Annotated in this window: 15 protein-coding genes and 2 pseudogenes; 5 read left to right on the top strand and 12 right to left on the bottom strand. The window is 61.7% G+C overall.

Annotation, left to right across the window (positions count from 1 at the left end; translation table 11 throughout):
• The 5 genes and pseudogenes from Q7T64_RS14870 to Q7T64_RS14850 all read left to right on the top strand — a co-directional run.
• Positions 1–314 (top strand): annotated as a pseudogene (locus Q7T64_RS14870) (hypothetical protein); the annotation flags it as partial.
• A 54-nt stretch (positions 315–368) separates the two neighbouring features.
• The gene (locus Q7T64_RS14865) at positions 369–1,175 is read left to right on the top strand and encodes a molybdopterin-binding protein (protein ID WP_304797291.1); all 807 of its coding nucleotides are present in this window, start codon (positions 369–371) and stop codon (positions 1,173–1,175) included.
• Between the two features lie 190 nt (positions 1,176–1,365).
• Positions 1,366–2,154 (top strand): enoyl-CoA hydratase/isomerase family protein, encoded by a 789-nt coding sequence (locus Q7T64_RS14860; RefSeq protein WP_304797289.1) that lies wholly within the window; start codon positions 1,366–1,368, stop codon positions 2,152–2,154.
• A gap of 9 nt (positions 2,155–2,163) precedes the next feature.
• The gene (locus Q7T64_RS14855) at positions 2,164–3,732 is read left to right on the top strand and encodes a class I adenylate-forming enzyme family protein (protein WP_304797287.1); all 1,569 of its coding nucleotides are present in this window, start codon (positions 2,164–2,166) and stop codon (positions 3,730–3,732) included.
• A gap of 1 nt (position 3,733) precedes the next feature.
• Entirely contained in the window at positions 3,734–4,897 is a 1,164-nt protein-coding gene (locus Q7T64_RS14850; protein ID WP_304797285.1) for an acyl-CoA dehydrogenase family protein, read from the top strand.
• Between the two features lie 28 nt (positions 4,898–4,925).
• On the opposite strand, the gene Q7T64_RS14845 is transcribed toward Q7T64_RS14850, so the two are convergent.
• The 12 genes and pseudogenes from Q7T64_RS14845 to Q7T64_RS14790 form a co-directional block, all read right to left on the bottom strand.
• Positions 4,926–5,600 (bottom strand): TetR/AcrR family transcriptional regulator, encoded by a 675-nt coding sequence (locus Q7T64_RS14845; RefSeq protein ID WP_304797283.1) that lies wholly within the window; start codon positions 5,598–5,600, stop codon positions 4,926–4,928.
• 259 nt (positions 5,601–5,859) lie between these two features.
• Positions 5,860–6,756, bottom strand: coding sequence for a hypothetical protein (locus Q7T64_RS14840; protein ID WP_304797281.1), 897 nt, complete (start codon positions 6,754–6,756; stop codon positions 5,860–5,862).
• Between the two features lie 235 nt (positions 6,757–6,991).
• Positions 6,992–7,615, bottom strand: a complete 624-nt coding sequence (gene ureG / locus Q7T64_RS14835; RefSeq protein WP_304797293.1) for an urease accessory protein UreG — start codon at positions 7,613–7,615, stop codon at positions 6,992–6,994.
• A gap of 80 nt (positions 7,616–7,695) precedes the next feature.
• Entirely contained in the window at positions 7,696–8,376 is a 681-nt protein-coding gene (locus Q7T64_RS14830) for an urease accessory protein UreF (RefSeq protein WP_304797278.1), read from the bottom strand.
• Between the two features lies 1 nt (position 8,377).
• Entirely contained in the window at positions 8,378–8,899 is a 522-nt protein-coding gene (gene ureE, locus Q7T64_RS14825) for an urease accessory protein UreE (protein ID WP_304797276.1), read from the bottom strand.
• 8 nt (positions 8,900–8,907) lie between these two features.
• Positions 8,908–10,638 carry an urease subunit alpha gene (gene ureC, locus Q7T64_RS14820; protein WP_304797274.1) on the bottom strand — a complete coding sequence of 577 codons (1,731 nt, stop codon included), beginning with the start codon at positions 10,636–10,638 and terminating at the stop codon, positions 8,908–8,910.
• Positions 10,635–10,943: an urease subunit beta gene (locus Q7T64_RS14815; RefSeq protein WP_304797272.1), complete on the bottom strand. Its 309-nt coding sequence runs from the start codon at positions 10,941–10,943 to the stop codon at positions 10,635–10,637. The genes ureC and Q7T64_RS14815 overlap by 4 nt, the downstream gene beginning before the upstream one ends.
• 9 nt (positions 10,944–10,952) lie before the next feature.
• Complete coding sequence (locus Q7T64_RS14810) at positions 10,953–11,255, bottom strand: urease subunit gamma (RefSeq protein ID WP_304797270.1); 303 nt, start codon at positions 11,253–11,255, stop codon at positions 10,953–10,955.
• A 58-nt stretch (positions 11,256–11,313) separates the two neighbouring features.
• The gene (locus Q7T64_RS14805) at positions 11,314–12,192 is read right to left on the bottom strand and encodes an urease accessory protein UreD (RefSeq protein ID WP_304797268.1); all 879 of its coding nucleotides are present in this window, start codon (positions 12,190–12,192) and stop codon (positions 11,314–11,316) included.
• A gap of 8 nt (positions 12,193–12,200) precedes the next feature.
• A complete protein-coding gene (gene urtE / locus Q7T64_RS14800; RefSeq protein WP_304797266.1) occupies positions 12,201–12,899 on the bottom strand; it encodes an urea ABC transporter ATP-binding subunit UrtE in 699 nt (232 codons plus the stop codon).
• Between the two features lie 38 nt (positions 12,900–12,937).
• Positions 12,938–13,780 carry an urea ABC transporter ATP-binding protein UrtD gene (gene urtD, locus Q7T64_RS14795; protein ID WP_304797264.1) on the bottom strand — a complete coding sequence of 281 codons (843 nt, stop codon included), beginning with the start codon at positions 13,778–13,780 and terminating at the stop codon, positions 12,938–12,940.
• A pseudogene (locus tag Q7T64_RS14790) lies at positions 13,777–13,963 on the bottom strand (urea ABC transporter permease subunit UrtC); the annotation flags it as partial. The gene urtD and the pseudogene Q7T64_RS14790, both read right to left, overlap by 4 nt.

The raw sequence follows: 13,963 nt of genomic DNA, 5'->3' as shown, positions 1-13,963 counted from the left end.
GCCGGGATGAAATGCGCCTGCTGCTGCGCCAGCATCGCTGGCCGCTGCTTTTCATCGGCGTCATGACCGGCGTCATGGGCGCGGCGCCGACGCTGCTGTGGCTGGGCGGTGCACTGGGCCTGATTTTCTTTCCGTTGCTGGCCGGGGTATCGATCTGGTTGTACGTGGTGATCTTCGTTTTTTCCGGACTCTGGTTCAGCCACTACAGCCTGGAGGCACTGGCGCAGGCCCGCAGCGCCAGCGCGGCTCCGCCAGTGCCGGCAACGCCGGGCGGGACAGCGCCGGGGGCGCCGCTGCTGAAGGATATCAATTAGCCGTTCCGCATTACTAGACCGCATTACTTGAACTCGGAAGGAAGCAGAAAAATAATGGCATTCGGACTCATCATCATCGGCGACGAAATCCTGTCGGGCAAACGGGCGGACAAGCATTTTTCGCGGTCCGTCGAGCAATTGGCTGCACGCGGCCTGCAACTTGGCTGGGCACACTACGTCGGCGACGATCCGGCGCTGATCACGGCTACCCTGGCGCGCACGCTGGGCACTGAAGATATCGTGTTCAGTTTCGGCGGCATCGGCGCCACGCCGGACGATCACACCCGGCAATGCGCTGCCGCCGCGCTCGCGGTTCCCCTGGTCCTGCATCCGGAAGCCAAGCTGAAGATAGAGGAACGCATCGCCGACACCGCGCGCGAAGCAGGCATTGCGCCGAACTACGACGCGGCGGACAACTTGCACCGGCTGAAGATGGGCGAGTTTCCCAAAGGCGCGCAGATCATCCCTAATCCCTACAACAAGATTCCCGGATTTTCCGTGTTGAATGCGGGCGGCATCGGCGCCCATCATTTCGTGCCCGGGTTCCCGGTGATGGCCGGGCCAATGGTCGAGTGGGTGCTCGATACGCACTATGCGCATCTGTTCCATCGCAACGCATGGATCGAACAGGCAGTCATGGTCTATGGCTCGATGGAATCGACGCTGACGCCGCTGATGGAGGCGGTCGAAGCCGAGTTCGGCATGATCAAGGTGTTCAGCCTGCCAAGCGTGGGCGACGCCGGCAACCGCCGTCATATCGAACTTGGGGTCAAAGGTGATCCGCAACAGGTGCCGGTCGCGTTTGCGCGATTGACGGCGGGCCTCGATGCGCTGGGGGTCGGGTACGTGCCGCAGTCCTAGCCGCCGCGGCCGCAGACCCACGGCCTTGCCGCTGCCTTTCGCAGGCCAATCGTACTGGCCGCACGGAAAAATCGCACGATAAATTCATGCCTGTTGCACGATCGTGCGACAGGTCGTACACTTTCTGTCGAGATTGCCGGTCGCCTGGCCGCCCGGCTTGCCCAATCGACAAGAATAGAGGGAGTGAGACATGCAGGACATCATCGTTGAACGTCAGGAACAATGGGTCGAAATCACCATCAACCGTCCGGACAAGCTCAATGCGATCCGCGAGCAGACCGCTGCTGAAATCATGCAGGTGATCGAAGAGGCGGAAGCCGATCGAAGCTGCCGCGCGATCCTGATCAAAGGCCTGGAGAAGGCGTTCTGCACCGGCGTGGACACCAGCGAATTCAAGCAGGACCCGGAAGAAATGTTCGAGTTGTGGCGGCGTCGCAAGCGCAGTCGCAAGGTCAACCAGATGTTCCGCACGCTGCCGGAGGTGACCAAGCCGGTACTGGCAATTGTAGAGGGCTACGCATTGGGCGGCGGCTTCGAGCTGGCCATGCTGTGCGACCTGATCGTGGCAGCCGAAGGCGCGCAATTCGGATTGCCCGAATCGAAGCTGGGCCTGATGCCGGGCGGCGCCGGCACGCAGACGCTGCCGCGCCTGATCGGCAAGCCGCTGGCCAAAGAAATGATGTGGACCGGACGCCGGCTGTCGGCGCAGGAAGCCCTGGGCCTGCGCATCGTCAATCATGTCGCCGAGAAGGGCGGGGCGCTGGAAGCCGGCCGCGAGCTGGCCAGGAAGATCGCCGGCAACGCCCCCTTGTCGGTCATGTACTGCAAGCAGGCCATTGAGCGGGGCACCAATGTCAGCCTGCAGGAAGGGATGAACATCGAGGCCGACTCCTTCTTCAGTCTTGCGTTCTCCAACGACAAGGAAGAGGGCCTGTCCTCCTTCCGCGAAAAGCGCACGCCAAACTTTACCGGACGTTAAGGCGAGGACATGAAATTTGCCAGTTTCCTGACGGCACATGCAGCATCCATGGGCAACAAGGATGCGGTGATATGCGGCAATCGCCGGCTGAGCTTTGCCGAACTCAATAGCAGCACCAACCGGCTGGCCCAGGGGCTGCGCTCAGCCGGCGTGAAGGTCGGCGACCGCGTCTGCATTTACCTGCCAAGCGGCGTCGAGTTCGTGCAGGCTTTTATTGCCGTCGTCAAGGCGGGCGCCGTGACGGTGCCCGTCAACCTGCCTTTGTCGGTGCCCGAGATCAGCCATATCCTGGCCGACAGCAAGCCCAGCGCCGCATTCATCAGCGCCGTCACGGCGGACGCCTTCGCGCGCGCCAGTGAGGGCATTGAAGGAATCCGGACCATCGCCGTGGACGACGCAGGTCCTGCGGGCATGGAGGCGCTGATTGCGGCAAGCCCTGATCAGTTGCCCGATGTGCCCTTCGATTTCGATGACTGCATGATCGGCTACACGTCCGGCACCACCGGACGTGCCAAGGGCGTCATCCTGACCCAATCCAATTACGCGTTCGTCAATGGCTACCTCAATGGCTACCACTGGGGCCTGACTGCACGCGACCGCCAGATTTCGACCACGCCCCTGGCGCACCGCACCGGGTTTGCCCGCGTGATGAACATGATCCTGCATGGTTGCACGCTGGTGATCATGCCGCGTTTCGATGCAGCCGAAGCAGCCCGCCTGATCGAGCAGGAAAGCATCTCTGTGCTGGGCATGGTGCCCACGGTCGGTCGCATGTTGCTGCCGGAAATCGAAGCGCATCCGGAGCGCTTTGCCAGCCTGCGCGTGATGCTGGCGACCGGCGAAGCATTTCCGGTCGATGTGAAGCAGCGGCTGCAGGCAGCGCTGCCGCAGATCAGGCTGTATTCATTTTATGCAATGACCGAAGCCGGCGCGATTGCCGGTCTGGATGCATCGCAACAGATCACCCATGCGGCATCGGTCGGCCGGCCATGGCCGGGTGTCGACGTAAAACTGATGTCGACCGATGGGCAGCAAGTGGCGACCGGCGAGGTCGGTGAGGTGTGGGTGCGCAGCGGCGTGCCCGGACTGTACTCGACCATGCGCGGCTACCTGAACCGTCCGCAGGAAACTGCAGAAACGATCCGCGACGGCTGGCTTGCCACCGGCGACATGGGCCGCTTCGATGCAGAGGGATTCCTGTACCTGGTCGATCGCAAGAAGGACATGGTGCTGTCCGGCGGCTACAACATTTATTCCAAGGAAGTCGAAGCGGCGCTGTACGAGCATCCCGACATTGTCGATGCGGCCGTGATCGGCGTCCCCGACCCGGTGTTTGGCGAAGCCGTCGCCGCCTATGTGGAACTGCGGGCCGGTGCTGCGGCAGATGCCGAGGCGATCATCGCGCATTGCCGCGACCGGATTGCTAGCTACAAGAAGCCGCGCCATGTGTTTTTCCTGCCCGGACTGCCGCGCAATACCACCGGCAAGGTACTGAAAACGCGCTTGCGCGAAATGTACCAGGCGCTCGATCCACAGCAGCAAGCGCCGGCCCCGGGCGCGCAGCCACCGAAGGACTGACATGGACGGATACCGCGCCTCATGGATGACGTCGGAGCTGGAGCTGCTGCGTGATTCGGCGCGACGTTTTTTCGAGGCGGAATTCGTGCCCAACGAAGAGCGCTGGTCAAAGGCCATGCTGATGGATCGCGATGCGTGGAACAAGGCCGGCGCAGTCGGCCTGCTGTGCGCCAGCATTCCTGAAGAGTATGGCGGCGGTGGCGGCACGGCGGCGCATGACCTGGTGATTTTCGGCGAGCAGGCGCGTTGCCTGATCGGCAGCTTTGCCAATACGGTCCATAGCGGCATCGTTGCGCATTACCTGCTGGCGTACGGCAGCGAAGAGCAGAAGCGAAAATGGTTGCCGAAGATGGCCAGCGGCGAGATGGTCGGTGCAATCGCCATGTCGGAGCCGGATGCCGGTTCCGACCTGCGCAACATCCGCACCCGGGCACGCGTGGACGGCGATCATTACGTGATCAACGGCTCCAAGACCTTCATTACCAATGGCTACCATGCCGACCTGGTGTGCGTGGTCTGCAAGACCGGTCCGGGCAATAGTGCACGCGATATCTCCATCATCGTCGCCGAAACCAGGGACTTGCCCGGTTTCCGGCGCGGACGGGTGCTGGAAAAAATCGGCAACAAGGGCACCGACACCGCAGAACTGTTTTTCGATGAGATGCGCGTGCCGCTGGAAAACCTGCTGGGGCCGGAAGAGGGCAAAGGGTTTGGCCAGTTGATGGAGCAGTTGCCGATAGAGCGCCTGTACATCGCCTACAACGCGGTCAACCAGATGGAGCGGGCCTTGCAGGAGACGGTCGCCTATGTGCAGGACCGCAAGGTATTCGGCCAGCACTTGTCGGAATTGCAGAACACCCGTTTCAAGCTGGCCGAATGCCAGACCGAAGCAAGCATTGCCCGGGTCTTCGTTGACCATTGCATCGAGCGCGAGATCAATGAGGGACTCGACACGGCAACTGCGGCCATGGCGAAATGGTGGGCCACCCAGAAATGTTTTGAGATTGTCGACCAGTGCCTGCAACTACACGGCGGCAATGGATTCATCATGGATTATCCGATTGCGCGCATGTATGCCAATGTACGGGTCGGGCGAATCTATGGCGGATCCAACGAGATCATGAAGGAAGTGATTGCCCGTTCGATGTTCCCCGGCACGCGCTGAGGATTCGCGGCAGGATCCGCTTGCCGGATCAGGTGGTTGGCGTGACCAGCCGGTCAACGGCCTCGCTGAGCATCTTGCGGGCATGCGAGCGGGTGTCGGCATCGGGCACGATCAGCTGACGCACCAGGAAACCATGCGCCAGCACCAGTAGCGCCTCTGCGGTTTTATGCGGATCGATATCGGACTTGAATTCGCCGGCATCGATGGCGTCGCTGATCAGCTTGGCCCAGAACCGCTCCTGTCGTGCATAGCGCACTTTCTGATGCGACAGCATGTCGTCGTCGCGTGTGCTCATCGCCAGGTAATTGATCCAGAAGCGCCAGAAGCGGTCGCGCTGTCCGCGCAGCACATAGCCCAGCACCAGCCGGCGCAACTGGTTGGCCGGTGAACCGCGATACTCTTCCCAGTCCCAAGGTAGTTCGTAGGCGCTTTCCAGGGCCGCAATCAGCAGGCCGCGCTTGTTGCCAAAGTGGTGGTTGATCGTGCCCGTACTCATCTGCACGGCTTGCGCCACGGTGCGCATGCTCAGGCTTTCGATCCCGTGCTCGGAAATCAGCTCGTAGACTTTACCCAGCACGAAGCGGCGCGTGTCGCCGTCGCCCGCGCCGCGGACCGGCTCGTCGGCGTCAGCTGGTGCCGAGCGCGAACTGGCGGGCCGGGCGCCAGCCGTTTTGTTGCGCGCGTTGCGTGGAGTGGATGCCATCGATCACCTTTTTGAACCTGGGCTCGGACCTTGTCGGCGTGTGACCGGTTTCCAGGAGTAGGCACCAGCCGCACGAGCGTGCGAGATTATACCGTGCCTGGCGCGGTCTCGGCTGCGCCAAGTCCCTGATTCGCCACTAATCGGTTCAAGCAAAACGCCAACCCTCTGCGGTTGGCGTTTTGCCTGGTGGCGGGGTACGCGGCTATCCCTTGCCTGAGTCCGGCGTCAACTCATATGAACGCCGCTTGGGTCGCCAGGTTCAAGCGAGAGAATCCAGTATCGCCTTGACCTCGGGCGGAATGACGGTACCCGCAAAGAGTCGGTCGGCGACGTCGAGGCATTGCTGCCGGCGGGCGGGCAAGTCCGGGCTATCCGGGGTATTGGCCTGCAGCAGCAGGTAGTCACGGATTGTTGGATACAGATCGGTGCCTTTTTCCTTGTTGCCCCAGAGGTCGATCGGAAGCTGTTCGGGGGGAAGCGTAGTCCGGTTGTCCCGCAGAAACGAGTCAACGGTAAACGTGACCGCCGCCAAGGTGTGGCCGACCTGAAGTTCAGTGACATGGCCGGTCTCCGGCAGGTAGAGAAAGAGGTACTGGACAATATCCTTGTACGAGCCATCTTTCCTGTGCGCGCCGTAGGAGTCGTTGCCGTTTCCGCGCACCACGCACCAGCCATTGTGTTTCTCGGCAAGCTGACGGAACTTCTCGACGGTCGGCGCGATGTCGACCACGGAGCAGTTGACCCGGCCGGCCATGAAGTCGGAAACGACCTTGAAATCGTCGACAAATCCGACTCTTGGGCAATTTGCTTGAGCAATCGCGTGTTTGGCGTGGACCCTGGCTTCTGCTTTTTCCTTGCGTGGCGTTAAGGCGATTCCATTTTCCCGGCACCATGTGACCAGTCCATCCATTTGCTGAAATGCGTGGTGCAGGTAAGCCTGATCGACGTTCAGATAGATATCGTGCCAGCAGGGACTCTGAGAGATTTCCTGTACGCCCAATCCTTGCGTGCTGTTTACCCGGGCCCCGATGTCGGCACAGACGCTCGCCAGAATCTGCGAGTTTTTTACAACCGATGCGGAAGGCCGATCGGAGCTTCCAGTCGCGCCGGGATGCGCGGGTCTACTGCTGACGGCGGTATTTGAAAGGGCGTGCATTTGGCTAATATCTCCTGATGGGTGGCGCAGGACGATTCTTCCTGCCCGTTGTCTTCGGGCATGTTCTGGAAATCTTTCCAGAACATGAAGGTTGGGAGCAGCCCACATGATTCTTGCGCCGCTCACTACTCTAAGGAGGATAGTCAAATTGTTAACTAACAATCAACGAATTTGGATTAACGTTTAACAAATTTATTAAATCATCGCGCCCCGGCTTGTGAGCGATTCCTCCGGCCTAATCCTCCATCAGGCCCTGCTTGCGGATAAAGGCGATGACTTCCTCGACGCCGTCACCGGTGCGCAGATTGGTGAATATGAACGGTCGCACGCCGCGCTGTTTGGCGGCATCGCGCGCCATGACCCCCAAATCCGCACCGACATGCGGGGCGAGGTCGGTCTTGTTGATGATCAGCAGGTCAGAGCGGGTAATCCCCGGCCCGCCCTTGCGCGGAATTTTTTCACCGCCAGCGACGTCGATCACGTACAGCGTCAGGTCGGACAGTTCCGGGCTGAAGGTGGCGGCAAGATTGTCGCCACCGGACTCCACCAGGATCAGGTCAAGGTCGGGGAAATCCGCGCTCATCCTGGCGATCGCTTCCAGGTTGATCGAAGCGTCTTCGCGGATGGCGGTGTGCGGACAGCCGCCGGTCTCCACGCCCATTAATCGCTCTGCGGGCAGTGCATCGGCGCGCAGCAGGATCTCCATGTCCTCCTTGGTGTAGATGTCATTGGTGATCACGGCCATGTCGTAGTGGTCGCGCATGCGCTTGCACAGCATCTCGCACAGCGCGGTCTTGCCGGAGCCAACCGGTCCGCCGATGCCTACGCGCAGTGGATTGTTTTGTCTGGAAGTCGTCATGGTGGTTTTTCCGGTGATCTTCATGTGGGGGTGGGTTGCATCGCCAGCATTGCGCATCAGGCCGGCATTCGCTGCGCCGTTCACGAACGGTAAAGCCGGCTGTACTGGACTTCATGCCGCATCGACAGCAGCGACAGCGAGGGGCACCAGTTGCACAGTTCGGCGTCGCCAATGGTGCTCGCGCTGGCGGCCGCCAATTCAAGTTCCCCCCGCAGCGACAGCAACAATCGCTGCCCGGCCACCTGCCCGAGCGGTACCGATTTCACGCATACCAGCACCTGGTTTTCGGCCCAGGAAAACAGCATGCCGAGTAAGGTTTCCTGGTGCGGCACATCCAGCGCGACCGCGGCAAAGGCCAGCGCGGTGGGAAAGGGTACTTCATCTTGTTGCTGGAGCAGCGCCAGCAGCGGCGCATCGCCGAGTTCGAGCGACTCCACCAGCTTGGTCAGGGAATAACCCATCTGTATGGTTTCTGCGCGCAGTTCAGCCGTATCGCGCGCAGCGATGAACTGCTCGTTCCAGTGTGCCACTGCGTCGCCGTCGCGCGCAGAAAACGCTTTGAGCAGTCGCCAGAGCACGGGCGCTTCGAAGCGCGCCATGACCTGGTGCAAGGCGTCGACAATCCAGCGCCGGGCGCTGGCAGGGTCCGACACCAGCCCGCTCTGGAGTGCAGCTTCCAGGCCCTGCGAATAGCTGTACGCGCCAACCGGCAGCGAGGGGCTGGACAGTTGCAACAGATGGAGCAGTGCGGCGGCCTGCATGTCAGGCCTGGTCCGGATCGGAGGGACGATGGATTTTCTGTCGCAATGGTATCGGCGCCAGCAGGTTTTGTTCGCCGTGATGGTGATGGCCGCCGCCGTAGGCGCCGGATTCCGGTTCAAACGGTGCATTTTCTTCTTCGACCGTCGCGCCCAGTCCTTGCAGCATGTCTTTCAGCACGCTGTCAAAACGGATGCGCAGGAATTGGCCGTCAGCCTGGTCGATGATCTGGGCCTGGGTATGGCGGTTGCCAAGGTGGAATGCACAGCGCAGCAAGTCGCGCGCCGAATTGCAGGAGACGCGGTAGACCTGTTCGGCAGCAGCGCTGATGCGCACCACGCGGCCATCTTCGCCGCGCAGCAGGTCGCCGTCGCGCAGCACCGTGCCGCGTACCGTGAAGACGGCGACTTCCTCGCCGCTCTGCAAGCGGGCACGCAAGCGGCTCTTTTCACGCGAGTCGTAGGGCAGGACCAATTCGCCATCGATGGTGTCGGCGTGTGGGATCTTGGTATGGAGTGTCAGCATGCGATCGATCAGAACAGGAAGTAACGCTGCGCCATCGGCAGCACGGCCGCCGGCTCGCAGACCAGCAGCTCGCCGTTGGCGCGCACTTCATAGGTTTCAGGGTTGACTTCCATCACCGGCGTGGCGCCGTTATGGATCATGTCGCTCTTGCGCAGCTTGCGCGTATCGCGGATCGGGACCACGGTCTTGGTCAGCCCCAGTTGTTGCGCGACGCCCGACTGGAAGGCCGCCTGCGACACGAAGGTCAGCGAGGTTTTCAGTGCGCCGCCGAACGCGCCGAACATCATCCGGTAATGCACCGGCTGCGGCGTCGGTATCGACGCGTTCGGATCGCCCATTTGCGCCGCGGCGATCATGCCGCCCTTGATGATCATCGACGGCTTGACACCGAAAAACGCCGGCCGCCACAGCACCAGGTCCGCCACCTTGCCATCTTCGATGGAACCCACGACGTGGGAAATGCCGTGGGTAATGGCCGGATTGATGGTGTACTTGGCGATATAGCGCCTGACGCGGAAATTGTCGTTGCGGGAATTGAGTTCCGTCACCGTGGCGCCGGATGCAGCATCGGGCGCCAGCCAGCCGCGCTGGGTCTTCATCTTGTGCGCGGTCTGCCAGGTCCGCATCACGACTTCGCCAACCCGTCCCATTGCTTGCGAGTCGGACGACATCATTGAAATCGCGCCGAGATCATGCAGGATGTCTTCGGCGGCGATGGTCTCGCGCCGGATGCGGGACTCGGCGAAGGCAACGTCTTCGGCAATCGCCGGATCGAGGTGGTGGCATACCATCAGCATGTCGAGATGTTCATCGAGTGTATTGATGGTGTACGGCCGGGTCGGATTGGTGGACGAGGGCAGCACATTGGACTGGCCCACAGCCGCAATGATGTCCGGCGCATGGCCGCCGCCCGCACCCTCCGTGTGGAAGGTATGGATGGTGCGGTCCTTGAAGGCGGCCAGTGTGTGTTCCAGGAAGCCGGCCTCATTGAGCGTGTCGGTGTGGATCGCCACCTGCACGTCCATGCGGTCGGCCACCGACAGGCAATTGTCGATCGCCGCCGGGGTCGTGCCCCAGTCTTCGTGCAACTTGAGTCCGATGGCGCCGGCGCGCACCTGCTCCTCCAGCGGTATGGGCAGGCTGGCATTGCCCTTGCCAAAAAAGCCGAGGTTCATCGGAAACGCATCGGCTGCCGCCAGCATGCTGCGGATGTGCCAGGGACCCGGTGTGCAAGTGGTCGCCGCCGTGCCGACCGCCGGCCCGGTGCCGCCGCCGAGCATGGTGGTCACGCCCGACATCAGCGCTTCCTCGATCTGCTGCGGGCAGATGAAATGGATGTGGGAGTCGATGCCGCCGGCAGTCAGGATCAGGCCTTCGCCTGCGATGATCTCGGTGGCTGCGCCAATCGCCATCGTCACATTGGGCTGGATGTCGGGATTGCCGGCCTTGCCAATGCCAGCGATACGTCCGCCCTTGATGCCGACGTCGGCCTTGACGATGCCCCAGTGATCCAGTACCACGGCATTGGTGATCACGGTGTCCATCACCTGCGCGTGCGGACGTTGCGACTGCCCCATGCCGTCGCGAATCACTTTGCCGCCGCCGAACTTCACTTCTTCGCCGTAGGTCGCGTAATCCTTTTCGATTTCGATGAACAGTTCGGTATCGGCCAGGCGGATACGGTCGCCGGTAGTGGGACCATACATTTCTGCATAGGCCTGGCGGGAGATTCTTGTCATTTGAGTTTCCCCATCACTCGCGCATTGAATCCGAACACGGTGCGCTCGCCTGCCAGCGCCACCAGTTCCACGGTCCGACCCTGGCCGGGCTCGAAGCGCACGGCGGTGCCAGCGGCAATATTGAGCCGCATGCCGTAGGCTAGCGCCCGCTCGAACTGCAGCGACGGATTGACCTCGAAGAAATGAAAGTGCGAGCCGACCTGGATCGGCCGGTCACCGCTGTTGGCGACATCCAATGTCACGGTCGCGCGGCCGCTGTTGATTTCGATATCGCCTGGCTCGATCAGCATTTCGCCTGGAATCATGGCTGCCCCTTAAACAATCGGATGATGGACCGTCACCAGCTTGGTGCCGTCCGGGAAGGTGGCCTCGACCTGGATGTCGGGAATCATTTCGGCTATGCCCGGCATCACATCGTCGCGTCCCAGCACGCGCGTGCCCTCGGACATCAGCTCGGCGACGCTGCGACCGTCGCGTGCGCCTTCCATGATCGACGCGGTAATCAAGGCGATCGCTTCCGGGTAGTTGAGCTTGAGTCCGCGGGCGCGGCGGCGCTCGGCCAGCAGCGCAGCGGTAAAAATCAACAGCTTGTCTTTTTCACGGGGCGTGAGCTCCATGGTTTTCTCCTCGTGTGTCCGGTCATTTTGTCGTTCAAATATCCAGCGGTGCAGGTATTCAGGTGTTCCAGATGCGGGGCGTGACCCCGGGGTGTCCTATCAATATCGGTCTCAAATGGCGCCAGGCGGTCAGCATCGCGTGTCGGGCCGATTCGCTGCGATTGCCGAGGTAACGCGCCACCAGCACGTGCTTCAGTTGGGTGATGCCAAAGCCGGGCGCAAGCGGTTCGAGTTCGTCGCGTATCGCCTGCAGCAGCGCCGCCGGGACTTGCTTGCCGGCGGCAATCAGGGTTGCGCAGACGCTGTTTCCCGCCAGGCCGAGCGGGCTGCTCATGGCCGCCGTGCCGGCCTGCAGCCGGCCCTGTTCAAACCAGATCAGCTTGCCTTCACGCCGGATCCGGTTGCGCTGCGTCACGCCGCCGCTGCGAAAACTTTCGCCGGAAGCGGTACGGCCGAAACAAAGGATTTCGCATCCGATGTACGTTGCGTGCGCTGCCAGTGAAATCTCGCTGTCGAGTTCCACTTCTGCAGCGTCAAAGAGGATCGTTTCCTGCGGCATCCATTCCAGCGAGGCATGCGCTCCGACATTCATTGTCAGTTGCTGGCGCGAGATGCGGCCACCGGCGCGATACCATTTCGCTGCGCCCGGCGATGACAGGAAGGCGCCGGCATGCGCGCCAACTTCGACCGCGACCGACAATTGGTCGCCACCGACAATGCCGCCGGGCGGATGCACGACGATGGCGTGACAAACCGCTGGCGATTCCGGATAAAGGGGTTTTTGTACGCGCAGCGGGCCGCTGTGGCGGCGATCCACCAGGCGCGTCGTGCCGTGGTCGTCGGCGAAGCCGAGCGCCAGCCGCGCGTGCCACGGCTGTGACTGGCTGTCGGGCGCGCCAGGTGTTGCGGCTGTGTCGAATCCGGCGAGTTTTTCCATGCCCAGCACTATACCGCCAGGTGCCGCTTCACGTCCTCGCTATCCATCTGCTCTTGGAGGCCTGTTGCGACCACTTCGCCACGCGACAGCACGACGAATTTGTCGGCCAATGCCTGCGCGAAGTCGAAGTATTGCTCGCACAACAGGATCGCCATGTCGCCGCGCTGGCGTAGCAAGCGGATCACGCGCTCGATATCCTTGATGATCGATGGCTGGATGCCTTCGGTCGGTTCGTCCAGGATGATCAGTTTGGGTTCGGCCAGCAGTGCGCGGGCGATGGCGAGTTGCTGTTGCTGTCCGCCCGACAGGTCGCCGCCGCGCCGTCCCAGCATTTCTTTGAGTACCGGGAATAATTCGTAGACCTCGGTGTTGATGGTCGAAGCGCGTCGTCCGGGCATGCGCGCCATCCCCATCAGCAGGTTTTCTTCCACTGTCAGGCGGGCAAAGATTTCCCGGCCCTGGGGGACATAGGCGATGCCCAGCCCGGCGCGCTGGTGCGGACTGAGCCTGGTGATGTCGCGGCCTTCGAACAGCACTTGCCCGCTGGCCACCGGTAGCACGCCCATCAGGCACTTCAGCAAGCTGGTCTTGCCGACACCGTTGCGACCCAGCAGTGCCAGGCATTCGCCTTTTTCAACTTGCAGCGAGACCCCGCGCAGCGTATGCGACGAGCCGTAGTACTGGTTCAGCTTACTGACGTTGAGCATGATGTTCTTTTCGCTTTGGTCGCGTTTTTTTCCATGGTCTAGCGGCCGAGGTAGACCTCGATCACCCGCTCGTCCGACTGTACCTGTTGCATATTGCCCTCCGCCAGGACCGCGCCTTCATGCAGCACCGTCACTTTGCCGCCGCGGGCAATTTCGGTGACAAATGCCATGTCATGCTCGACCACCATGATCGAGTGCTTGCCACGCAATTCATCGAGCAGCTCCGCAGTGCGCGCGGTTTCCGCATCCGACATGCCGGCGACCGGCTCATCGAGCAGCAGCAACTGCGGCTCCTGCATCAATAGCATGCCGATTTCCAGCCATTGTTTCTGCCCATGCGATAACAAGCCCGCCAGTCGGGATGCTTCCCCCTGCAGCCGGATCAGCTTCAGGATCTCGGCGATCTTTCCTTCCTGCTCCGAGTCGAGCCTGAAAAACAGCGTGGGACGCACACGCTTGTTGGTCTTCATCGCCAGTTCAAGGTTTTCGAACACCGTATGCTGCTCGAATACGGTCGGGCGCTGGAACTTGCGGCCGATCCCGAAATGGGCGATGTCGTATTCGGTCATGCGAGTGAGGTCAAATGTCTGGCCAAACCAGGCGTTGCCGGCGCTGGGCCGGGTCTTGCCGGTGATGACATCCATCATCGTGGTCTTGCCCGCGCCGTTGGGCCCGATGATGCAGCGCAGTTCGCCCACCGAGATATCGAGCGACAAGTTGTTCAGGGCCTTGAAGCCATCGAAGGACACCGTGATGTCTTCCAGGTACAGGATCGCACCGTGGGTGGTGTCGACCCCTTCCGGCTTGACGCGGCCGTATTCAGCTGCGGCGTCGCCCGTCTGGCTGGCATAGGGCTGGTTTGCTTGCAGTATTTCAGTCATTTCGTCACCCGGCGCAGCTTGCTGGCCAGTCCCAGTATGCCCTGCGGCATGAACAAGGTCACCAGGATGAACAGCATGCCCAGTGCATACAACCAGAGGTCCGGGACCATGCCGGTGAACCAGCTGTTCAGGCCATTCACCGAGAACGCGCCGATGATCGGTCCCAGCAGCGTGCCGCGGCCG

The sequence above is a fragment of the Lacisediminimonas sp. genome, from assembly GCF_030645335.1.
In the GTDB taxonomy this organism is placed as follows: Bacteria; Pseudomonadota; Gammaproteobacteria; order Burkholderiales; family Burkholderiaceae_D; genus Lacisediminimonas.
The sequence above is the reverse complement of the archived record's forward strand: the minus strand, read 5'-3'. Positions and strand labels throughout refer to the sequence as shown.